Origin of the sequence: Hyphomicrobium sp. (assembly GCF_041659645.1) — a bacterium.
Classification (GTDB): Bacteria; Pseudomonadota; Alphaproteobacteria; order Rhizobiales; family Hyphomicrobiaceae; genus Hyphomicrobium_B.
In genome coordinates this window covers 73,511-94,800 of record NZ_JBAZXX010000001.1, presented here as the reverse complement: position 1 = coordinate 94,800, position 21,290 = coordinate 73,511, and the positions used below count along the sequence as shown (strand labels likewise).

The following is a 21,290-nucleotide window of genomic DNA, read 5'->3' as shown; positions in this document are numbered from 1 at the left end:
ATTGACTACGGCTTGGCAGCAGGCGCCGCTTCGACCGACGCTTGGGGTGCCAACGAGAGGCCCAACGCGCCGCGAACGCACGTTGTGGCTTCCGGAAACATCGTCCGGAATTGCGTGTCGCTCGCGAACGCCTCGGTCGCGACTTCCATGCCGAGTACCTTTCCGGCCTCGACGTCGCTGCGATAATGCACGCCAGCGACCATCCGGCTATGGCCGTAGTCCGCCGACCGCGCGTAAAACTCTGCGCGCTTCTCCGGCACCATCTGAGCGAGGACGGCCCCAAGCGCTGTGCCATATGTCGTGTGCCCGGACGGATACGACGGACTGTACTTGCCGGTCTTCAGCGGCTTCAAACCATTATCCGGCAGGCTGTACGGCCGTGTTCTGCAGAACGCCGACTTCGCGTGTTCGGCGGCTTCCTTCGTTTTTTCGCTGAGCCTGTCGAAAATCGGCTGACACTTGGCGAAAGCGGCGGCGTCGAACTTGATGTCGGCGCCCTCAAGAAAGCGCGTCGTCGAAATCTCGTAGTCCGCCAACGCGTGCTTCGCGGCGGCATCGCTGCGATTATGCTCGATGGTCTGAAGCTCTTCGATCTCCCCTTTCGTTTCCGCGCAACGATCGCACGGCGGCGGCGACAGAAGCTTGACCAGCGGATCGTCCGGCGGAGTTGGGCAGCTGAGTTCTTCTGCCGACAGCGCAATGGGTGCCACAAGGCACGCGACAAGAAGAACGCCGAAACTCATCGTTTTCCGAAACATCGTCATGGGACCCTTTTTCACTTCGCGCATCGCGCATTGGAAGCGAATCCAATGAACCGTCACCCTTTCAGATCTGTGACACTCGCTGCGCGCTCCGATCACCCGTTCACATTTCGCAGCCCTCCACATTCGGCGCTTCGTCGGCCGAGATAATGTGTCTCAGTCGGTTCTCCGCAATGACGAAGCAAAATTCCACCAATTGGCACTCCGCGCGTAATATTCTAGGTTCGAGCCTCGGCGGAAGAACGCTCCGCTTCGAGTTTAAGACAACCATGCCGCGTAGCCGGGGGAATTGACGACGATGACGGACGCCGACCCGACGAAGGACCCGAGTACGCCGGACGCCATCGAGCAAAAAGAAAGCCCTCCTCCTTCGGGATCCGGATCGGTCGCACGCGCGCCCGCGATTATCGTCAGTGTCATTATCGCGGCTATCGTGGGCCTCTCTCTTTGGTATCTCGCGCAGCCTCAGCCGATCCTGGTACAGGGCGAAGCCGACGCCACACGCATCGACATCGCCGCTCGCGTAGAAGGCAAAGTCGGTAAGCGACCGGTCGAACGCGGAGACAACGTGACGGCCGGCGCCGTACTCTTCGAGATCGACAATCCCGAGCTCGTTACCAAACTGCAGCAATCGCAGGCGTCGCTTGGTGTGGCCAAAGCCAACCTCGCCAACATCCAAGCCGGCACCCGTCCCGAAGAAATTGCGCAGAAGAAGGCTGCGACCAGTGTCGCCGCCGCCAATCTGGTGCTCGCCCAGAACAGCTACGCTCGCATCAAGGAGTTGACCGGCAACGGCAACGCCTCGGTCCAGCGCCTGGATGAAGTTACCAACGATCTCCAAGTCGCCCAGAGTAGCGATGAACAGGCCAAGATCGCTTACCAGGAAGCGGTGAACGGCTACACGCCCGAGCAACGAGCAATCGCGCGTGCCGACGTCATTCAGGCCCAAGCCGCCATCGACACGACCCAGGCCCAGGTCGACGAATTGACGGTGAAGGCGCCGATCGCTTCGCAGGTCTATCAGATCGGCGCCGAACTCGGAGAATACGTGTCGCCCGGCGTACCGCTCTTGTCTCTCGTCGACCTGAACGACGTCTGGGTCCGCTTCGATCTTCGCGAAGATCTGGTCAAAGGCCTGAAGGTCGGCGACGAATTCAAGTTGCGCGTGCCGGCGCTTGGCAATCGCGAGATCACGGCCGCCATTCGCGTCATCGCGCCGAAGGGCGAATATTCCGGCTGGCGCGCAACCCGTGCGACCGGCGATTTCGATCTCCGGACGTTCGAAGTCCGCGCTTATCCGGCTCCGCCCATTCCCGAATTGCGTCCCGGCATGAGCGTTTACGCTATCGCACCGACGCCGAGCGGCAAATGAAGAACGCTCCGAGCCCAGGGATACTGCTCGTTGCAACGCGCGAGTTGCGGTGGATGCGGCGCGACGGCGTCGCTCTGTTTCTTGTCCTTGGCGTCCCGCTGATCGCCTTCTCGCTGCTCGCATACACCTTCAGCAGCGCAGTCATCCGCAATCTTCACGTCACCATCGTCGACAGCGATCGCACCCCGACGTCGATGAATTACATCCAGGCCATCGCCTCCTCGCCGGGCGTGCGCGTGGCAAGCCGGGCGACTGGCCTGAACGAAGCCATGCAAGAAATTCGCACGGGTGACGCGCTCGCCGCCGTTTATATCCCTGAACATTTCGAGCGCGATCTGATGGGACGGAAACGTCCACAAATCGTCGTGTTCTACAATCGCCAGTACTTTACGCCCGGCAATAACGCCAACAGCGCGCTGTCCTCCGCGATCGCCACGGCGACCGCGAAACTTCCCTCTCCCGTGGTTGGCCGGGAAACGTCGTTTCAACCGGGCTCGCTGGTCCTCGAACAATACGTTCTGACCAATCCGGCATTGAACTACGCGCAGTTCCTGTTGCGCGCGATCCTCCCGACCGTGCTCCACGTCATCACGGCGATAGCGGCCGGATACGCCGTCGGCTCGGAATTCTCTTCGCGCAGCATGGCGGAATGGATGCGCGTTGCGGGCGGCAGCCCACTGACGGCGCTCATCGGAAAACTATTGCCGCTGTTCGGAATATTCATTCTGATGATGGTCGTCGTGGCCGCCATCATTCATGGCTTCTTTCATATCCCATTCCGTGGTGACCCGCTGCTCATGGGCGCAGCCGCCTGCCTCCTGATCATCGGCTATCTCGCGATTGGCTCGCTCTTCGCGCTTCTGACGCGGAACCTTGCGCTTGGCCTCAGCGTTACGGCCATCTTCTGCTCTCCGGCTTTCGGCTTCGCCGGCGTCGGCTTCCCCGCGCTCGCGATGAACGGCTTCGCGAAGGCGTGGGGCTCCTTGCTGCCACTCAAGTGGTATATCGAAATTCTGTTCGATCAGGCGGTGCGCGGACTGCCGCCGGCGGAATCGGTAAAGCCATTTGCGATTCTCGGTTGCATCGCCGTTACCGTCCTGATGCTCGGCTGGTGGCGATTGTCGGCAATACGGAATGCCAAGGTGCCGCGAGAGGAAGCCGTCGCCCCGAATGCCAACGCCGCCATGGTGCCGGGCATCGGCGGCGCGATGTTCGATGAAATCCGCCGCGTCCTGAATGACAAGGGCGTTCTCGGCTTAATCGTCCTCGCGCCGGTGATCTACGGCGTGCTCTACCCTCAACCCTATCTCGGACAATTGTTGCGCGGACTGCCGATCGCCGTCGTCGACCAGGACCAAACCGAAATCAGCCGTAGATATATTCAAGCGTTGAACGCCGACGAGGCGACAAAAGTTGCCGTCGCGGCAGACACCATAGCCGACGCCCGCATGGCGCTTGCGAGACGGCAGGTCTACGGCATCGTCACGATCCCAAGGGACACCGAAAAGGAAGTTCTAAAAGGCAATCCGGCGCGCATCGGCGCTTACGTCGACGCCGCCTACTTCCTCGTCTACAGCCGCATCGTCCAGGGCATCACCGAAGCGACAGGTGTCGTCAATCAGAACATCGCCACGCGCGGCGCCCGCCTCGACGGCAGCCTCGCGCACGCCGGTATCATCAAGGTATCGCCGGTCGAATCCTTGAGCGAGCCGCTCTTCAATCCGACCGGAGGTTATGCGAGCTACGTCGTACCCGCAGCCTTCCTACTCATTATACAGCAGACGTTACTGATGGGCTCGGCGACACTGGGCGGCGTCGCCAACGAGCAAGGCGGCGTCTCGGGCCGCCGTCGCCGCGATGACATTCGCGCCGTGATCGGGCAATCGCTCGCCCATCTCTGTTTGGCGCTCCCAGCCCTGGCGCTCTATCTGATCGTTCTGCCACGCGTCTACGGATTTTCCAGTTCGAACCGCATCCTGGACCTGCTCATGCTCGCGATCCCATTCATATTGTCGGTGAGCCTGCTCGGTCAGTTTGCGGGCTCTTGGTTCAAGCGCCGCGAAACGGCGGTTTTGCTGTTCATCGCGACGAGCTTGCCGCTCTTCTTCCTGGTCGGCGTCGCGTGGCCGGTCGAAGCCATCCCGTCGACGTTGCGCTCCTTGAGCTTCATCTTCCCGAGCACGTCTGCGATCGACGGTCTCGTTCGCATCAACCAGATGGGCGCCACGCTACACGAGGTATCTCGCGACTGGATCAATCTGTGGGTACTTGTCGCGATTTACGCGGCGCTGACGATACTCTCGGGACGACTTCTCGGCCGTCGAACGACTGAACTTTCCAAGGGGGTACAGTGATGCGTCGCCGCCTTCTACTGCTCGGTTTGATTACGCTTTGCGCCGCTGGAGGCATCTATTATCTCCACCGCGAAGCAGCAATCGAAAGCCCGCTGCCCATCGGCATTGCACGGGAAACCGAAATCCACGTCTCGACCGAGGTCCTTGCACGTCTCGACGCGATCCTGGTGAAGCCCGGCCAAGCCGTCCGCAAGGGCGACGTGCTGGTGCGGCTCGATAGCCCGGAACTCACCGCGTCCGTCGAACAGTCGAAGGCCGCCGAGAAACAGGCCCTCGCCGATCGCAATAATGTCTATGCCGGAGTCCGCGAGGAACAGATCGCCATCACGGCGCATAATGTCGAAATCGCAAAATCGAATGTTGTGCTCGCGCGCCAGCAATACGATCGCTCGGTGACCCTTGCAGCACAGAATTTCACGAGCAAGCAGAAGCTCGACGAGGCCGAGAGCACGCTCAAGAAGTCCGAGGGCAGTCTCGCGGAGCTTGAAGCGCAGTTATCGCAAAGCAAGGCCGGCCCGACCATCGAAGAACGCGCTGTCGCCGACGCCAAGGTCATCCTTGCCTCGGCCGCAACCGCCGATGTCGAAGCCCAGCTTGCCAAGATCCAGATCGCAGCGCCGATTGACGGCACCATCGGCATACGGGTCGCGGAGCCGGGCGAAGTCGTCGCGCCAGGCGAGACGATCCTGACGCTCAACGCCCCTCACGAGCGCTGGTTCTCGTTCACGATCCGCGAGGATCGGCTCGGCGAAATAGCCATAGGCTCACCGGTCACGCTTCTCACGCCGAAGGGGCTCCGGGTTCCCGGCCGCGTCACGGAGCTTCTACCCCTCGGCGAATTCGCGGTCTGGCGCGCCGCCCGTGCCGTGAACGATCACGACCTCAACAGCTTCCTGATCCGCATCGACCCGACCGGCCCGACGGACGGCATCGAACCGGGAATGACAGTCTGGATCGAGAAAGCCGCAGCCGCCGCGAAGTGATGCACACCAACTCAGCGTCGCTTCCGCGTGGTCGGCAGGTCGTCCGCCTTATTCTGCTTATGGCGCAGAAACTTGGAAAGGCCGGACTGATCGTCCGCACTCATTGAAACACCAAAAATAAGTGCGCCAACGACGACCAATCCGATGAGGGTTCCAACAAGGTCGCCGAATGAAAAAAAATCTGTCGTCATCACAAAGAAATCCGCCATCGCAGTAAGGGTTGGCACGGTGCCATACCTGCTCGATTGCGGCTGTTCCCGGCGGAACAGCCATCCTGACGGCCATTCCACGGCGAAAGACGAGAGACCACCGCAGCGCATTTCCCGGGCAAACGACTTTCTCGCGCATGGAGATCGCATTTGGCGGCACAGGCAAACTGTGACAGTAAGGGTCGATGCCCCCCGGCATTCCTGACTAAACCCCCATCTGCTCTCGATTTTTCGGAAAAGCCCCATGCCGTCCGTACCCGCCGCACCTTTCAAAGCCAAGCTCCGAGCCTCGATCCTGGCATGCCTCCTTTTTGCGGGCGCCGATGGAAGCGCCCTCGCCCAATGCGGCAACGGACCAGGAGGATTTAATGCCTGGCTCCAGCGGTTCCGACTCCAGGCGGCGGCTCAAGGCATCCGGTCCGGCACAGTCTTGTCGGCTCTGTCCAGCGTCTCTTACGACCCGACCATCATCCGACTGGATCGCTCGCAACGTTCGTTCAAGCTGAGCTTCGAGCAATTCTACGCCCGTCGCGTCAACGGCACGATGATCAGGCGCGGCCGCGCATTGATGCAGCGCCATAGCGCGCTTCTCAATCGCATCGAGCAACGCTTCGGTGTGCCCGGCGCCGTCATTGTCGCGATCTGGGGCCTGGAAACGAACTACGGCGCCAACTTGGGCGCTCGCTATTCGGTCATCCGCTCTCTCGCGACCCTTGCCTACGACTGCCGCCGCACAGAGTTCTTCACTGGCCAATTGCTGGACGCACTGAGAATTGTCGAAGAAGGCGATATGACCGCCGCCCAATTGCGGGGCGGATGGGCCGGTGAAATCGGACAGACGCAATTCCTGCCGACGCCCTACATTCGCTTCGCGGTCGACTTCGACGGCGACGGCCGCAAGGACCTGATCCAAAGCGTCCCGGACGTTCTGGCTTCAACGGCCAGCTTCCTCGCCGGTCACGGATGGAAGCGCGGCGACGGCTGGCAACCGGGATCGGCCAATTACGGCGTCATTGCCGAATGGAACAAGGCCGACGTCTACGACCGCACGATCGCCGCTATGGCCGACCAGCTCGCGGGCCACTGAAGCACGCCGCGCAAATTTGGGCAGACTCAGGCCGCCCAGCGCCGGAAGATGACAGAGGCGTTGACGCCGCCGAAGCCGAAGCCGTTTGAAAGCACATATTCGACCTCGCTTGTGCGCGCCTCCGGACCGATCAAATCCAGACCTTCCGCCTCCGGGTCCGGATTCGTCAGGTTGAGCGTCGGCGGCAACACGCCTTCCCGCAGCGCCAGGACGGAGAAGACAGCCTCAAGGCCGCCGGCCGCACCGAGAAGATGGCCAGTCGCGGACTTCGTCGAGGAAATCGCAGCGCTTCGGCCGTTCCCGAAGAACGTCCGCATGGCCGCCAGCTCGCCGCCATCGCCCACCTGCGTCGATGTCGCGTGTGCGTTGAGATAGCCGATCGCATCCGGCGTAATGTCGGCCATCGAAAGAGCCGTCCGCATGGCACGAAGCGCTCCGTTTCCATCCGGCGGGCCTGACGTCAAATGATACGCGTCGGCGCTCGTTCCATAGCCCACAAGTTCGGCGAGCGGCGTCGCCCCGCGCGCCAGCGCATGCTCTTCCGTTTCGATCACGAGCATGCCCGCGCCTTCGCCCATCACGAAGCCGTCGCGCGCCGCATCGAACGGGCGCGACGCTTTCGTCGGTTCGTCGTTGAAGCCAGTCGAAAGCGCCCGCGCCGCCGCGAAAGCGCCGAGAGCCACCCTGTTGATACACGCTTCCGCGCCGCCGCACAGCGCGATGTCCGCTTCGCCGCTGCGGATCATGCGCATGCCGTCGCCGATCGCCTGCACACCTGCGGCGCATGCGGTCACCGGCGCGCCCAACGGCCCCTTGAGCCCGAACATGATGGAGACGTTTCCAGCGGCAAGATTGACGAGAAACGCCGGAACCGTGAACGGCGACAGCTTCTTCGCGCCCCGAGCATCGACGGTGTGGACCGCATCTGTAATGGTCAAGAAACCGCCGATTCCAGATCCGATCACCGTTGCCGTCCGCTCGCGCGATCGTTCATCCTGAGGCGCCCATCCGGCCTGCGCCAAGGCTTCGCGCGACGCTTCCATCGCGAATTGAATGAAGCGATCCATCTTTCGGCGGTCTTTGACCGGCACGGCTTTCCCGACATCGAAGCCTTCAGGGTCTTCGGAGATATCGGGAACAACACCAGCAATCTTGCAATCGACGTCGGGTACAATCGCGTCATCGAGGCGGCGGATGCCGGATTGCCCGGCGATAAGACGCTTCCACGTCGCATCAACTGTCGCGCCGAGCGGCGAAACGACTCCCAATCCAGTCACGACAATGCGCGGGCTTACCATGCGATCTGCCACGAAGGGCCCCTTCCACGATTGATGATCAAAACGCCCGTCATCCCGCCCTTCGCGAGTTCCGGACGAACACGCAGACAGATGATATATGTAATCTAAAATGACAAGCGCGCGATTGTGTGTTGCCCCACGCCATCGGTCTCCAAATGGGGCATGCACGGACGAGCCACCAGGATTTGCCGCAGTCAAGCCCCTGTTGCACGCTTGCAGCGCCTCCTGCCGTGGGATGCTGAACGGCCAAATTTTACGCCGCCGCGGGCACCGGGGCACTAGGCGGCGTGGCCGCCGAGGCCTATTAAATCTCCGCAATCGCTCGCAACTGACCTTTTTGCTCGGTTGCGGTTTAAGTTCACTGTCGCGGCGTTTGTCTTGTAATCAGAGTATTGTACCTGTGGGTAGCGTTCGGACAATCCTGGCGAGCCTTTTCACGGCTCTCGGAGGCTTCTTCCTCCTCGCGATGACGGCGGGGGTGGGCTTTGCCCTTTACCTCGCGACCGCACCTGACAGCGTGTCCGCTCCGGCCGAAGCCGACGCAGTTTCAATCCGGCCCGTGATGAGGGCCCAATCCACGGCATCATCGGCTTCGAACGTCATACGCGTTGCCTTGACATCGCAGACCGCGCCGCTCGAAGTTTCTGCATCCGCGCCCGCTCGCGGTTCGCGCATCCGCCAGCTTCAGAAAGCTCTGGCCCGCGCCGAATGCTATAATGGCCCGATCAACGGCATCTGGAGCGACGCATCGAAAGACGCCATGCGCGGCTTCGTCAAAAGCGTGAACGCCGAACTGCCGGTCAATGCCCCTGACGAAGCGCTGGTGGCATTGGTCGAATCCAACGACATGGCGAAATGCACGCTCGGGCGCATCATCGAGACCGGCGCATTGGAACAGTCTGCGCCCGTGGCGCCTCAACAGGACAACTCCGCGCCGACGTTGCTCGGCCGCGCCTGGGCGCCTGCTGGGATGCTGGTGCCAGCGAAAGACGCCGCATCCGCTGATCGGATGGCTGAGCCCGAAGCAGCAGCGCAGCCGAAGTCCGCCGAGATAACGGCGAGCAACGATATCTCCCCGGCAGCCTCTGAGCCAGCTTCGCAGACTTCGCCCGCCATTCACTTCGAGGGTGGCAAACCGCTTCCCGCCGCTCAGCAGGCGGATCCCACGCCGATCGCATCACCGCGTGACGCCGAACCGAGTCCGGCAGCAGCGGAAAAGCCGAAAAAGACAAAGACAGCAAAGCGGCGGCCTGCCAAATATGATGACATCGAGACCAGCGTGAGCAAAAGCTTCGATACTTTGCAGCGCTCGATCTCGTCGATGTTCTAGCTGATCCCAAGGGAGAAGAAGATGCCAAGGGTCGCCACAATCTTGATGGTGACGGCGATAGCTCTTGCGTTCGCCTCGGGTGCGGCAGAAGCCGGCGACTACGCGCCCCTAAACTGCAACAAGGCAAGCTCTCCCACCGAACAGGCCATCTGCGGTTCTTATGCGCTCGGTCAGAGCGAAGCCCGCGTAGCGACGCTGTTTTCAGTCGCAACATCCCTGGTCGCGATGGGTCAGCGCGGCGACATCCAGGACGCACAACGCAAATGGCTCGCCACGCGTGACGCCTGTGGCAAGAACGTCGGCTGCCTGACGGAGGCCTACGATCAGCGCATTCGCGCGCTCAATGCCGTGGTCGCCGGCATCGCGTCTCGCGGACCGTATTGAGCATTTCGCATTAGATCCCCATATCGGTTCTGGGACGTGACCGGCGGCACCGCGTTCCCGCTTTTCCCCCTGCGGCGTGCCCGCATGCACGTGCGCAAATTGGAGAACCTTCATGTCGAAGTCCAATGTCGCACAGCTTTGTTTTTTGACCGGCTCGTTCTTGATAGCTGCCGCGTCCAGCGCCAGTGCCATCGAGTGCCAGGAAGACTACCAGATCGTTCAAGGCCAACCGATCTCGACGCCCTATTGCCGCGATAACTATCTTGCCCAGGTGGCCCGACAGTACGGTTTCAAGGCGACAGACCGGGAGATCCGCAATAACCCCTCCCGCAAGGAAGAGGTCTGCCGCTTTATCGGTGACGACATTCGCGTCCAGACAGCGTGTTCTGAAGTGCTTCCAGGCCCGAGGGATACACGCTGAGTGTTATGACGATCGTCGCGGTGATCGGCTCATTCCGATGCCGACAATATCTCCGATTATCGCGACCTTTCGTTCACGCATTGGCGTAATGACTTATCGTTCGTATATCAAAGCCCGTCGCTCACGTCGCCGGTCCCCCCCGGCGCATAGTTCTGTTTCCAGCACCCCCGAGTAAAATCAAAAGGCAGGCTGCCATGACAACGACCACCGCTGTAAAAAATCATTCCGGCGTCTTCAAAATTGGCGGCGACATGCCGGTCAATCGCCTCGGCTTCGGCGCGATGCGCATCACGGGCTCCGGCATTTGGGGCGAACCCGCCGACAAAGAAGAATCGCTGCGCACGCTCCGCAAGCTTCCCGAACTCGACATCAACTTCATCGATACCGCCGACAGCTACGGCCCCGAGGTCAGCGAGCGCCTGATCCACGAAGCGCTCCATCCCTACAAAGGCATGACCATCGCGACGAAGGCAGGCCTCGCCCGCACCGGCCCGAACGTCTGGATCCCGCTCGGCCGGCCCGAATACCTGCGCCAGGAAGTGCTTATGAGCATCCGTCGTCTCGGCGTCGAACGCCTCGACCTCTGGCAGCTCCACCGCATCGATCCGAAGGTTCCGCAAAACGAGCAGTTCGATGCGATCAAGTCCATGCAGTCCGACGGCTTGATCCGCCACATCGGACTAAGTCAGGTGAGCGTGAATGAAATCGAAGCCGCTCAGAAATACTTCAAAGTCGCGTCCGTCCAGAACCTCTATAACCTCGCCGACCGTTCGAGCGAGGACGTCCTCGACTTCTGCGACAAGCACGGTATCGGCTTCATTCCGTGGTTCCCTCTGGCAGCCGGCGACCTTGCCAAGCCTGGCTCGCGTCTTGAGACAATTGCGAAAAGTCACGAGGCTGTCCCGAGTCAGATCGCGCTTGCCTGGCTTTTGAAGCGCAGCCCAGTCATTCTGCCGATCCCCGGCACCTCGAAGGTCAAGCATCTCGAAGAGAACGTCGCCGGTTCAAACATTAAGCTGAGCGACAAGGAATTCGCGGAACTCAGTGATCTGTCAAAGCCGAAGGCGTAACGGCCGGTTTGACTGGCGGAGAGCTGGCGAACGATTGCGCCAGCTCTTTCATCAAAGCTCTGACGTCCGGATGCTCGTTGCGGTCCCAGTCGGCGAGCATGTGCGCGAGGTTCTCTTCGCGTTGGCGAAGCAGGCGCGCATAAAGCGCTTGCCCGCTCTCGGTGAGTTCCGCGAAGCCGCCCGGCAGCTCCCGAACCATGCCTGCGGCTTCGAGCCGTCCAAAGGGCCTCGGCTGGCGCGTTTCTTTCGGCCCAAGTCTCTGGCGCAGCTCATCCTTGCTCGCCCGTCCGCCGATCTCGCCGATGCGCGCGAGTAGCCAGAACTCGTCCGGCTGAAGATCGACCCCGAGCCGCTTCGCCGCTTGTTCGTAAACGCGCCAGCGATTTTCTTTCGCCGTGATCCGCGACACGATCACCTCCAGCTCCGCAAGGGACGTCGCATCGCGCGGCATCTGCAGCGGATCGTTTGACGGCTCGGTTGTCAGCGTCGTCCTGAGCGGCACTTCCTTGATCAAGAAGGACAGCAGAAACGCGACGAACGCCGCCGCTGCCGCCGTTCGAAAAACGGGCCGCAGGGACGACATGAAAAGATCGTTGTAGGTCGACTTCAATGCGCCCGAGAGCGCAGAAATTGCGGCCGGATCGCTCATGGTATCGCCGAGTTCCGGCGCCGTCGCCCTGATCTTTTCGCTCAGCGTATATGCGAAAATCGCGCCGAACAGCGCCGCGCCGATCGAACCGCCGATCGACCGGAACAACGTCGTGCCCGATGTCGCGACGCCGAGTTGCTCATAGGCGACTGCGTTCTGCACCGCCATCACCAGGATCTGCATGACCATGCCGAGGCCGAGCCCGAGCAGCACCATGTAAATCGAAGCCGTCGACGCCGGCGTATCCACCGTGATCGACGAGAGCAGGATCAGCGCGACCGTCATCAAGCCGGTTCCGATGACGGGAAACATCTTGTAGCGCCCGATCCGGCTGATGATCTGCCCGCTCGCGATCGAGCTAACGAAGACGCCGAGCATCATCGGCGTCAAATGCAGGCCTGCACTCGTCGGATCGAGGCCTTTCACGATTTGCAGATAGAGCGGCAGCAGCGTGATCGATCCGAAAAGCGCGAGACCGACGATGAAACCGATCGCGGCCGCAATGATGAATGCGCGGTTTGTGAAAAGCGTCAGCGGCAGCAGCGGATCCGCGACCCTGGTCTCGATATAAATAAACGACGCCAACGACACGACACCGAGCAGCGCGAAGGCGAAAAGGCTGACCGGCGCTTCCGACACGAGTGTCGCGCCGAGGCTCGTTATGATCACGATCGACGTCAGCGTCAGAGCCAGCAGGATGGCGCCCGGATAATCGATCTGAATATTCGAGCGGTGCCGGATTGGCCGGAATGTCCTGTTGATGACGGCCAGCGCCAGAATTCCGAACGGAAGGTTGATCAGGAAGATCCAGCGCCACGACGCATTGCCGACGATGAAGCCGCCGATCAACGGACCGAGCACAGTCGAAAGCCCGAACACGCCGCCGAAAAACCCTTGGTATCGTCCACGTTCGCGCGGCGGCACGACATCACCGATGACCGCCATCGCCGTGACGATCAAGCCGCCGCCACCGAGGCCCTGCAAAATGCGAAATGCAATAAGCTCGGGAAGATTCTGCGCCATCCCACACAGCGCCGAACCAACGAGAAAGATAATCACCGCCACCTGCAGCACGATGCGCCGCCCGAAGAGATCGCCGAGCTTGCCGTAAAGGGGCACGACGACCGTCGTTGCGAGCAGATACGCGGTGACGATCCACGAGAGATGCGACAGACCGCCAATATCGCGCACGATCGTCGGAAGCGCGGTCGAAACGATCGTCTGGTCGAGAGAGGCGAGCAGGAGCACCAGTGCAAGGGCCGAAAAAATCGCGATGCGCTCGCGCGAACTGGTTTCCGGTTGAGACTTTTGTTCGAGACTAGAATTTGCCATGCTGCGGAAACGCCGACCTCGCATTTTTCTGTGCGTCTTTCGATAACGCACAGAGATCGTTGGGAACCCGGCGTGTCAACACGCCTCACGGTCAACTGAAAATCGCGATGGTCTCGGCCGCCGAGATGCGCAACCAGCCGACATCGCGCTGGTATCTGGGCGAGACGCAGAATAGAAAGCCGCTATGTCGATTGCTGAATCTCGATCATCCGGCAAGCTTTTCGTAAAGTAGCGCCGCATAAGCAACACAACTTGCCATATGGTCTGCGCCAGCCGGCGTCCGGTTGGCCCATCGTCGCGAATATGGTAGCCGAACTCTGAGAAATATTGAGGACCGAATGCGCTCACTGACGACGGGCATCGTTGCAGCAGTGCTGATGTGGCTGGCGGCTTCACCTGCCGTGGCTGGCCCAACGCTGCTGTTCGAGCCTGCAACGGGGAAAGTCCTTTACGCCGAAGACATCGACGATATTTGGCATCCTGCGTCGCTGACGAAACTGATGACGGCCTACGTCGCGTTCGAAGCGATCAAAAAGGGTGAGATCCACCTCGACGATAAAATTCCCTGCTCGCTGGTCGCGACGCTTCAGCCGCCGAGTAAGGTGGGTCTGAAGGTCGGACAGACCTTGACTGTGCAGCAGGCGCTGCAGGCCGTCATCATCAAATCTGCCAACGATGTCACCGTGATGCTGGCCGAAGCGATTTCGGGAAGTGAGGCGGCTTTCATCACCCGCATGAACGAGACGGCGAAGCGCCTCGGCATGACCCACACCAGTTTCGTCAACACCAACGGCTTGCCCGACCCCGAACAGCTGACGAGTGCACGCGACATCGCCAAGATCGCGCGTGCCGTTACCACTGAATATCCTCAATACGCGAGCTACTGGGCGATGCCCGCCATGCACATCGGCAAACGCAGGCTCGGCAGCCATAACGCGCTGCTGAAAACCTTTCCGGGCGCCGACGGCTTGAAGACTGGCTTCACCTGCGATTCGGGATACAACGTCGTTGCCGCCGCCACGCGCGACGATCACCGGCTGATGGCCGTCATCCTCGGCGAATCCTCCGGCAACGAGCGCGCCATTCGCGCCGCGAGCCTGTTGGAGTACGGCTTCCAGAACTATGACTGGAAACAGATCTTCAACACGACGACGATCGACAACCAGCCGATGGATCCCAATTTCAAGACGGTGTTGTCTGTCCGCGATACCGTCGCAGCATGGGGTTGCGGCGGCCATCGCCGTCATATGGCCGGCGGCAAGCACAGGTCCAAACACAAGATCGCTGCGTCGAAGCAAAAGAGCGCCAAGAAAGATGCGAGCGCACCTGACGACGCGAGCGCCGCGCTAAAGGGGCCCGAAACCGACGGCGGCGTGCCGGATGATGCCGCAGCTCCACCGAAAGCGGCGTCGCAGGCAACGGCTGATTAGCGAACTCTCACGGCATCACGATCGGCATCGGCTCGGCCATCGCCCTTAGACGAGCAGTTCCAGCGGTCCGTCTTGAAAAATGCATCCCGGCGGTTGCGCCGTATCGGGCGGCGATGCCTGATCGGAATTCGCCCCATCATCGTTACCGGCGCCATCGTCGCCCGGCGCTTGCGCGTTGTCGTCGGCCGACCCATCGTCAGGCGTGGCATCGGAGGGCGGTGCTCCTGAATTCGCGTCGGGAGCGCTATCGTCCGGCGCCGCACTTTGCGCGAGTTCCATTCCGGCACAACCGAGTAAAACAGGACACTCTTGTGCCGCCGCTTGACCGGCCAACGCGAAAACTGCAACCGCCGCCGCGACCAGCGCCGACGCTTGGGCAACCCTGTTCATTCCGTTTCCGCCCTAGCTTTTCGCCATGCACTGGCCGAAGCCAACCGAAAGTCGTTCAATTTAACCAAACTTTACGACCTTCGGGAAGCGTCCGGGCGCATCTTGGCTCCAAACTTGCTTTTGCAAAGGTCGTCAACTGCAATTGAGCCTTGAGTAGGACTTCACGATGGCTTGGCCGTCCCGCGCGCCTTTGGACACCGAATTGGACTTCACGCCACCGCCCCAGGATTTGGGCGCCATGGCCGAGGTTCTCGAAAGCAAACACGGAATTCATGCAGCGGGGATCGCCGAATTCTTCGCGCTCTATCATGGCCAGAAAGGCGATGCTGGACGGTCTTGGGCATGGACCGGCGTTGCCGAACTCGTCCGTACCCGCGAACGCGAGCGCATCGATGACGCCAACTCGCATTAAGGAGCCGCACCCGGCACAAGCCCGCGCTCGCCGCCAGCTCCCCGCAGGGGAGTCGTGGGCGCAAACGCAAGACTCACCTACATCGGCGCAGCGAGAACGAGCGTCCAGAATGATTTGAATTCGGTGTGCGGGTCTTGAACCAGCGCGATGCCCATGCTCGTGGCGTCCGGCGTCAACAGGTTCTTGTTGTGACCGGGGCTTTCTTCCCACCCCTTCATCACTTCGTTGAAATTGATCTGCCCCGTGCCGACGTTCTCCGCCGCGAGACGCGCCTTATAGCCCGTGCGCTTCACCCGATCCCACGGGTTCGATCCGTCCGAACCGTAGTGCGAAATACGATCCCACTTCGCGAGATCGCGCGAATGCGACTTTGCGGCTTCTGTAAGCTCCACATTGAGCTTTAACGACTTCAAGCCGAACTTCTTCCGGTAGGCATTGATAACGTCGCGCGCCATCTCGGCATTGAGCGACGTTCCCGAATAATCCCGATTGTCGAGTACGCCCGGTTCGGCTTTCTCATACGTCCCCGACGGCGCCTTATCGAGCATCGCCACCTGTGTCCCGCGCGAAGCAGACGGCTCGCCACCAAGACCGACGCTCTTCTGCGTCGACAAATACGAAGCTGGCGACACCGACGAGGTCGTCTCGGGTTCCGTAAAACCCGACGAGATAGAGGTCGAACCCAGGCTGCAACCGGCTAAAGCGGTGACAAGCCCGACGGTGAGGGCAACGCGATACATTTTGGCAACTCCCGGCACGAGACGTGCGGCTGACATCAGCATTGCCGGAAATCCGTTAACTGGGCGTTAACGCTAACGAAAAGCGACTCACGACTCATGGCGTGCCGACGCGACCTCTGAGAGCCACTCATGACGCTGAAACCCTCGCGAACCCTGACCCCGCCCCGCCCAAATGATCGCGCCAACAAGGTGTCGCGATTTTGACCGCCACGCGGCGAAAGGCTGGCGCGAAGTCCGTCCGGAAACATTTGGGCCTGCTCCGCACGCTGTGGGTCAATGTCCGGCGGCACTTGGAAGTGCCGGATCAATCATCAAAGTTGTCGCGACAGCGCAAATGATTCGCGCCAGGAGACACTTTCGATGAGTGCAGCCATCGAACATTCCGAGTTGAAGACCGAGGGCCAGGCATCGCCGTTCCTCACGGTCCGCGACCTCTTGCTTCTGCGTACCGCAGTCGGCGGCGCGACGCGCGCCGATTTGCAACGGGACGTTGCGCCCCTGCTGGCGTCGCGGATCTCCGGGTTGGAGTTCCGCCGCTCGGCCGAGTTGGCCTTGAGCACGCTGGCAGGCGCATTGCTTACGACCGAATCGAAAGGCCGGTTGACCATCACCGACAAGGGCCGCCAAGTTGCAGAGACGAGCTTTGCAGCGTCGCGAGTGTTCCCAACCACATGGAGCGACGCAAAGATCTCGCTTCTCCTCTCGGCTCTTGCCGCCAGCGACACGCCATCGATCCGAAAGGCCATCGGACGGCCGGAAGGCCTAGCGGCCCTCGTGGTACAGCATCATTTCGGCAAGATGACCGCGCGCGTTCTATCACCCGCCGACCTGCGGTCCGATCTCGCGATCATCGCCCTCGAACGCGCCTTCGGAAATAAGATCAAGACCGGCTTAGGCAAAGGCTCGGGACTGCCCGCAAAAGCGGGTCGACTCCTGGCCGGTCAGCTTTTCAGGTCGCCGCGGGAAATCGCGAGCGACGGCAAGCTTATCATCCAGCTCGCATGTGAAGTCACCGGCGCCCGCGAAGGCACCGCCCCCGCACTCGAACTTGCGATCCTGCGCGGCCTTTTGGTTCCGAAGGATGAAAGCGCGCGCACGCAGCCGTCGCGTCCGCAACGCGCCGCTCCCCCGAAACGCGTGCCTCGCGCGCCGACGCCGAAACCGGCCAACGACCGTCTGCCGCTGGACGAAACCCAGCCACGCACTCTCCCACAAGTTGTCTCTCCTCCAGACATGCCGGAATTCTGTCAGGCTGTTGTTGAAGCGGCACGACCTGTCGCGGAGGGCTGGCCAGGCAACCAGAAGGCGTTTATCTCTTTGGTATGGAAGGCGATTCGCAACGCGCGGCCAGACTGGGGTTTATCCGAGATTGCGTTCAAGGGAATGCTCGCGGAAGCCCATCGTTCTGGGCGGCTGGAATTAGCGACCGCTGATCTCAAGGACGGTCGCGATCTGAAGTCGCTCGAGGATTCCAAGATCCTCTATAAAAATACTGTCTGGCACTTTGTGCGCGTCCAAGATTGAAGGCGTTTCGGTTCGAAATGGGTGTTGAAGGTTCGTCCCTCAAACAGTCGACGTTTGCTCACGCCCTCGCGCCCGACAAGCTGAGCGAGGCGTTCGAGCATTCGATCACCTGGGAAGATGATCTGTGGCGCGCCGACCCCGTCGACGTGCCGGAAATCCACGCCAAGGCGCGCCAAAAATTCAACGATCTTCTGACCACGGTAACCGCCGGCCGCGGCTATCACGTTCAGGATCGCATCCTGCTGTTCCACGGCCAGTCTGGCGCCGGCAAAACCCATCTTCTACGCGCGCTGCGAACCGACTCCCATCGTAGCGGCCAAAGCTATTTCGGCTACGCGCAGATGACGCCGGACGTGCAGAACTATGCCGACTTCTATTTGCGCCGCCTCGTCCACTCGCTGGAAAAGCCCTATGATCCGGATCGCTTCGGCGAGTCCGCACTGTCGCGACTGACCAACCGGATGGTGCTCGATTCCGAGGTGATTTCCTCCGAAGACCTCGACAAGCTCCGCGACGCGACGCTCGACGATAAGCAGTTGGCGCGTCTCATCCTGCGTCTCGCCGACCAGATCGTCGCCTGCGACAAGTTCCAAACGCAGGAACTCGACATCAACATCGTGCGCGCGCTTCTCTATTTGCAGCGCCGCGATCCACGCATCGATCAGCGCGTCCGCCAGTATCTCAACGGCCGCAATTTAACGCCGATCGCGCACGAGGCCGTCAGCGCACTTGATCCCAACGATGGCGAAGATCGCGCCTTCGAAATCATCGCGGCCATCGGCGCGCTCGTCTGGACTGTCGAACGCGCCGCGCTCGTGTTTTGTATCGACCAAGTCGAGGATCTTCGCTTCTTCGACAACGCCGAGGATCGCTTTCAGCGTGCCGTTCGCGATCTCATCCAGATCGCCAATCGGCTGACGAACGCGATCATCATCATCTCGTGCCTCGAAGACTTTTATGGTCAGGTGCGCAGCCTCGTCGCGCAGTCGTATATCGACCGCATCGAAAAATCCGGCCCCGTTCTGCTTCGCGAAAGCCGGACGCCGGAAGAAGCCCGCCTCATCATTTCAAAACGCATCGCCTATCAGTCCGAAATCAATGGCGACGGCATGAGCTTCCCGGACGCGTCGCAATTCTTCGGCCCGCAATTCTTCGAAGAGTTCGGCGGCCTCTCGACGCGCCGCCTCTTGGAGCACGCGCAGTCGCGCCTTCGCGAAGCAACCTCGACCGAAGGCGACGAGCGCGAGCCGGAACCCGAGCGCCCGTCCTTCATCTCGACGCTCGCGCAAGCTCTCGGCCAAGCCATCGGCTTCGGCGGCGGCGATGACGAAGCGCCGGGCTCGCTATCTGCCGTCCAGTTCCGCGAGATGTGGGAACGCTTCGCCAACGAGAGCGAAGCCGAAATGCCTGCCGATGATCAGGAACTGGTCGACGTTCTCTCGGCGGCGCTTCTGCTCGCCCGCGACGAGTGGGGCAAGGCGATCGAAGTGACGGTGAAGCGCCTCGAACTTGGCGACGATCTCCCCGCTTTCGACCTGACGGTTCGCCACCGCACCGGCTTCGCCAATGACGTGCGCGTCTTTCTCTGCAACCGCCCGACCCAGGGTGGCGGCCTGAAGCGCCAGCTCGACAAGGTGTTGACGGCGATGCAGGGCAAACCCTGCTTCATGTTGCGCGCCAGCGACTTTCCGCCGAACAAGAAGAACCAGACCGCGCAGGCCTTCCGCAAATTCCGCGACGGCGGCGGCCGCCAGTTGCTCGTGCCGATCCCCGAGTGGGAACGCATGATGACGGTACGCGAATTCACCGCCCATCACCGCGGCGACGCCGGCATGACGCAATGGCTCGGAGGCGCCAAGCCGCTGTCGAGCCTCATCTCGATCACGCACCTGCTGCGCCTCGATCTGCTCGGGCGTCCCGTGCCGCGTCTCGTCGCGAAAGAAATGGACGATCCGCAATCGTCGCTCGACGGCTTCGGCATGCTTTCCGCAGAACAGGCAAACGCCGGCAATCCCGACGCCGACGAGTCCGGCCTGCCAGCCAACGACGACGACTTGCCGATGTCCGTCATTCTCGACGAGAACGGCAGTTACGGCGCAAGCATTCTTGCAGGCCGCGAAAATGGCATGCGTGGCCGCCCCGTGACGCTCAACAAGAGCGTCCTGAAACGCCACGCCGCGTTCCTCGGTGGCTCGGGCTCCGGTAAAACGACCCTCGCTCTGTCGCTCATCGAGCAGTTGCTTCTGCGCGGCGTTCCCGCCGTCCTGATCGACCGCAAGGGCGACCTCGCAAGCTATGCCAACCCCGAAGTCTGGCGCTCGAACGACAACGAAACGGCCGAGCGCCGCGCCGAGCGCGAAAAGCTCGCCGACGCCATCGACGTCGCAGTTTATACGCCGGGCCGCGCGTCTGGCCGCCCGATCTCGATCACGCTGCTTCCGAACGGCATTAACGAGCTGCCCGATCACGAGCAGCAGTTGCTCGCCAACTTGTCCGCCGCCGCGCTCGGCGAAATGCTGCATCTCAAGAATTCGGCGACCCACCAGAAGCAGTCGGGCGTGCTCGCCGTTGCGCTGCGCATTCTGGGTTCGCTCTCGACCAACGAAGTGACGCTCGCCGATCTGATCCATCTTCTGGAAGACGAACATCCCGAACTGACCGATCAAACCCAGCGCATGGACCCCTCGGGCAAGCTACGCCGCGATCTCGTCGCCCAGCTCGACTCGCTCCGCCTGCGCAACGCCGCGCTTTTCGAAGGTGGCGGCGAAAGCTTACGCATGGAAAGCCTGCTTGGATTGGGCCGCTATCAGCGCCCGAACCGCACGCGCCTGTCTGTCATCTACACCGGCTTCCTCGGCGACAACGAAAACATCCTGTTCTGGGTCTCGCAGTTCCTCTCGGAAGCGTTGCGCTTCTGCCAGCGCAACCCGAACGACGAGCTCCAGGCCGTCGTCATGTTCGACGAAGCCGACCTTTATATTCCGGCAAACTCGAAGCCCGCGACCGCCGAGCCGCTTCAGAGCTTGTTGAAACGCGCCCGTTCCGCCGGTCTCGGCATGATGCTCGCCACCCAGTCGCCGGGCGATCTCGACTATAAGAGCCGCGATCAGATCACGAGCTGGTTCATCGGCCGCGTTCGCGAAGACACGGCACTGCGCAAACTGAAAGCCGCGTTCCAGTCGGAATCGGGCCTCGACCCGGCGACGGCGCTGCCTGGACAGACGGTCGGCGAGTTCCACCTTGTCCAGGAAGGCCTTGTCAGGCCGATGAAGGCACAGCGTTCGCTGATTGGCGCCGAGCAGGTTCCGTTCGATCGGATCGAGCAACTGGCGGCCGAAACGAGGGGCACCGACGAGCGGCAGCTGCGCCTCTTCGATCTGCGCTGATCTTCAATTCGCGTTTCAAAACTTGACATACTCTGTGATGTTGCGAGGCCGAAGCTTGCCGGCGCCAGTGCGAGCGCGACCGCACGGTGACAAGATAAAGTAATGAAATAACTGCGGAAATTCGAACCAAGGCCGGTCACAAGAGGCTTCGCTGACCT

General features: G+C 61.3%; 18 protein-coding genes. 12 read left to right on the top strand and 6 right to left on the bottom strand.

The genetic code is table 11. The features are described 5' to 3' along the window. Positions 1-5 precede the first annotated feature (5 nt). Complete coding sequence (locus tag WC811_RS00395) at positions 6-764, bottom strand: phosphatase PAP2 family protein (protein ID WP_372639736.1); 759 nt, start codon at positions 762-764, stop codon at positions 6-8. 295 nt (positions 765-1,059) lie between these two features. Here WC811_RS00395 and WC811_RS00390 point away from each other — a divergent pair, with 295 nt between their 5' ends. From WC811_RS00390 to WC811_RS00380, 3 genes are read left to right on the top strand one after another with little or no spacing between them, the layout of a single operon-like run. Further along, positions 1,060-2,133, top strand: coding sequence for an HlyD family secretion protein (locus WC811_RS00390; RefSeq protein ID WP_372639734.1), 1,074 nt, complete (start codon positions 1,060-1,062; stop codon positions 2,131-2,133). Then, a complete protein-coding gene (locus WC811_RS00385) occupies positions 2,130-4,487 on the top strand; it encodes an ABC transporter permease (RefSeq protein WP_372639731.1) in 2,358 nt (785 codons plus the stop codon). Before WC811_RS00390 ends, WC811_RS00385 begins: the two co-directional genes overlap by 4 nt. After that, positions 4,487-5,470: an HlyD family secretion protein gene (locus WC811_RS00380; RefSeq protein ID WP_372639729.1), complete on the top strand. Its 984-nt coding sequence runs from the start codon at positions 4,487-4,489 to the stop codon at positions 5,468-5,470. The genes WC811_RS00385 and WC811_RS00380 overlap by 1 nt, the downstream gene beginning before the upstream one ends. A gap of 11 nt (positions 5,471-5,481) precedes the next feature. Here the strand turns inward: WC811_RS00380 and WC811_RS00375 are convergent, their stop codons facing one another. Next, complete coding sequence (locus WC811_RS00375; RefSeq protein WP_372639727.1) at positions 5,482-5,679, bottom strand: hypothetical protein; 198 nt, start codon at positions 5,677-5,679, stop codon at positions 5,482-5,484. A 244-nt stretch (positions 5,680-5,923) separates the two neighbouring features. Here WC811_RS00375 and WC811_RS00370 point away from each other — a divergent pair, with 244 nt between their 5' ends. Beyond that, positions 5,924-6,766: a lytic transglycosylase domain-containing protein gene (locus WC811_RS00370; RefSeq protein WP_372639725.1), complete on the top strand. Its 843-nt coding sequence runs from the start codon at positions 5,924-5,926 to the stop codon at positions 6,764-6,766. A 26-nt stretch (positions 6,767-6,792) separates the two neighbouring features. On the opposite strand, the gene fabF is transcribed toward WC811_RS00370, so the two are convergent. Continuing rightward, on the bottom strand, positions 6,793-8,064 hold the full coding sequence (gene fabF / locus WC811_RS00365; protein ID WP_372641714.1) for a beta-ketoacyl-ACP synthase II: 1,272 nt from the start codon (positions 8,062-8,064) through the stop codon (positions 6,793-6,795). A gap of 400 nt (positions 8,065-8,464) precedes the next feature. On the opposite strand from fabF, the gene WC811_RS00360 reads away from it, so the two are divergent. The 4 genes from WC811_RS00360 to WC811_RS00345 all read left to right on the top strand — a co-directional run bounded on the left by WC811_RS00360 (position 8,465) and on the right by WC811_RS00345 (position 11,269). Beyond that, a complete protein-coding gene (locus WC811_RS00360; protein ID WP_372639723.1) occupies positions 8,465-9,394 on the top strand; it encodes a hypothetical protein in 930 nt (309 codons plus the stop codon). Positions 9,395-9,415: 21 nt separating this feature from the next. Beyond that, positions 9,416-9,778, top strand: coding sequence for a lysozyme inhibitor LprI family protein (locus WC811_RS00355; protein WP_372639721.1), 363 nt, complete (start codon positions 9,416-9,418; stop codon positions 9,776-9,778). A 112-nt stretch (positions 9,779-9,890) separates the two neighbouring features. Beyond that, positions 9,891-10,199, top strand: a complete 309-nt coding sequence (locus WC811_RS00350) for a hypothetical protein (protein ID WP_372639718.1) — start codon at positions 9,891-9,893, stop codon at positions 10,197-10,199. Between the two features lie 194 nt (positions 10,200-10,393). Further along, positions 10,394-11,269, top strand: coding sequence for an aldo/keto reductase (locus WC811_RS00345; RefSeq protein WP_372639716.1), 876 nt, complete (start codon positions 10,394-10,396; stop codon positions 11,267-11,269). On the opposite strand, the gene WC811_RS00340 is transcribed toward WC811_RS00345, so the two are convergent. Continuing rightward, positions 11,241-13,250 carry a DHA2 family efflux MFS transporter permease subunit gene (locus WC811_RS00340; RefSeq protein ID WP_372639714.1) on the bottom strand — a complete coding sequence of 670 codons (2,010 nt, stop codon included), beginning with the start codon at positions 13,248-13,250 and terminating at the stop codon, positions 11,241-11,243. The genes WC811_RS00345 and WC811_RS00340 overlap by 29 nt on opposite strands. A gap of 338 nt (positions 13,251-13,588) precedes the next feature. Between WC811_RS00340 and WC811_RS00335 the strand changes: the two genes are divergently transcribed. Next, on the top strand, positions 13,589-14,680 hold the full coding sequence (locus WC811_RS00335) for a D-alanyl-D-alanine carboxypeptidase family protein (RefSeq protein WP_372639712.1): 1,092 nt from the start codon (positions 13,589-13,591) through the stop codon (positions 14,678-14,680). A 45-nt stretch (positions 14,681-14,725) separates the two neighbouring features. Here WC811_RS00335 and WC811_RS00330 read toward each other — a convergent pair whose 3' ends face one another. Beyond that, positions 14,726-15,070 carry a hypothetical protein gene (locus WC811_RS00330; protein ID WP_372639710.1) on the bottom strand — a complete coding sequence of 115 codons (345 nt, stop codon included), beginning with the start codon at positions 15,068-15,070 and terminating at the stop codon, positions 14,726-14,728. Between the two features lie 166 nt (positions 15,071-15,236). Here WC811_RS00330 and WC811_RS00325 point away from each other — a divergent pair, with 166 nt between their 5' ends. Then, entirely contained in the window at positions 15,237-15,482 is a 246-nt protein-coding gene (locus WC811_RS00325) for a hypothetical protein (RefSeq protein WP_372639708.1), read from the top strand. A gap of 77 nt (positions 15,483-15,559) precedes the next feature. Here the strand turns inward: WC811_RS00325 and WC811_RS00320 are convergent, their stop codons facing one another. Beyond that, complete coding sequence (locus tag WC811_RS00320) at positions 15,560-16,264, bottom strand: CAP domain-containing protein (protein WP_372639706.1); 705 nt, start codon at positions 16,262-16,264, stop codon at positions 15,560-15,562. 318 nt (positions 16,265-16,582) lie between these two features. On the opposite strand from WC811_RS00320, the gene WC811_RS00315 reads away from it, so the two are divergent. Together WC811_RS00315 and WC811_RS00310 are read left to right on the top strand one after the other, a co-directional pair. Continuing rightward, positions 16,583-17,746 (top strand): hypothetical protein, encoded by a 1,164-nt coding sequence (locus WC811_RS00315; RefSeq protein WP_372639703.1) that lies wholly within the window; start codon positions 16,583-16,585, stop codon positions 17,744-17,746. Between the two features lie 17 nt (positions 17,747-17,763). Then, the gene (locus WC811_RS00310) at positions 17,764-21,132 is read left to right on the top strand and encodes an ATP-binding protein (protein WP_372639701.1); all 3,369 of its coding nucleotides are present in this window, start codon (positions 17,764-17,766) and stop codon (positions 21,130-21,132) included. Positions 21,133-21,290: the final 158 nt, after the last annotated feature.

What these genes read in the sequence shown, in the direction of transcription:
- WC811_RS00395 (WP_372639736.1), bottom strand. Translation starts at nt 764, where the DNA reads ATGACGATGTTTCGGAAAACGATGAGTTTCGGCGTTCTTCTTGTCGCG.
- WC811_RS00390 (WP_372639734.1), top strand. Translation starts at nt 1,060, where the DNA reads ATGACGGACGCCGACCCGACGAAGGACCCGAGTACGCCGGACGCCATC.
- WC811_RS00385 (WP_372639731.1), top strand. Translation starts at nt 2,130, where the DNA reads ATGAAGAACGCTCCGAGCCCAGGGATACTGCTCGTTGCAACGCGCGAG.
- WC811_RS00380 (WP_372639729.1), top strand. Translation starts at nt 4,487, where the DNA reads ATGCGTCGCCGCCTTCTACTGCTCGGTTTGATTACGCTTTGCGCCGCT.
- WC811_RS00375 (WP_372639727.1), bottom strand. Translation starts at nt 5,679, where the DNA reads ATGGCGGATTTCTTTGTGATGACGACAGATTTTTTTTCATTCGGCGAC.
- WC811_RS00370 (WP_372639725.1), top strand. Translation starts at nt 5,924, where the DNA reads ATGCCGTCCGTACCCGCCGCACCTTTCAAAGCCAAGCTCCGAGCCTCG.
- fabF (WP_372641714.1), bottom strand. Translation starts at nt 8,064, where the DNA reads ATGGTAAGCCCGCGCATTGTCGTGACTGGATTGGGAGTCGTTTCGCCG.
- WC811_RS00355 (WP_372639721.1), top strand. Translation starts at nt 9,416, where the DNA reads ATGCCAAGGGTCGCCACAATCTTGATGGTGACGGCGATAGCTCTTGCG.
- WC811_RS00350 (WP_372639718.1), top strand. Translation starts at nt 9,891, where the DNA reads ATGTCGAAGTCCAATGTCGCACAGCTTTGTTTTTTGACCGGCTCGTTC.
- WC811_RS00345 (WP_372639716.1), top strand. Translation starts at nt 10,394, where the DNA reads ATGACAACGACCACCGCTGTAAAAAATCATTCCGGCGTCTTCAAAATT.
- WC811_RS00340 (WP_372639714.1), bottom strand. Translation starts at nt 13,250, where the DNA reads ATGGCAAATTCTAGTCTCGAACAAAAGTCTCAACCGGAAACCAGTTCG.
- WC811_RS00335 (WP_372639712.1), top strand. Translation starts at nt 13,589, where the DNA reads ATGCGCTCACTGACGACGGGCATCGTTGCAGCAGTGCTGATGTGGCTG.
- WC811_RS00330 (WP_372639710.1), bottom strand. Translation starts at nt 15,070, where the DNA reads ATGAACAGGGTTGCCCAAGCGTCGGCGCTGGTCGCGGCGGCGGTTGCA.
- WC811_RS00325 (WP_372639708.1), top strand. Translation starts at nt 15,237, where the DNA reads ATGGCTTGGCCGTCCCGCGCGCCTTTGGACACCGAATTGGACTTCACG.
- WC811_RS00320 (WP_372639706.1), bottom strand. Translation starts at nt 16,264, where the DNA reads ATGCTGATGTCAGCCGCACGTCTCGTGCCGGGAGTTGCCAAAATGTAT.
- WC811_RS00315 (WP_372639703.1), top strand. Translation starts at nt 16,583, where the DNA reads ATGAGTGCAGCCATCGAACATTCCGAGTTGAAGACCGAGGGCCAGGCA.
- WC811_RS00310 (WP_372639701.1), top strand. Translation starts at nt 17,764, where the DNA reads ATGGGTGTTGAAGGTTCGTCCCTCAAACAGTCGACGTTTGCTCACGCC.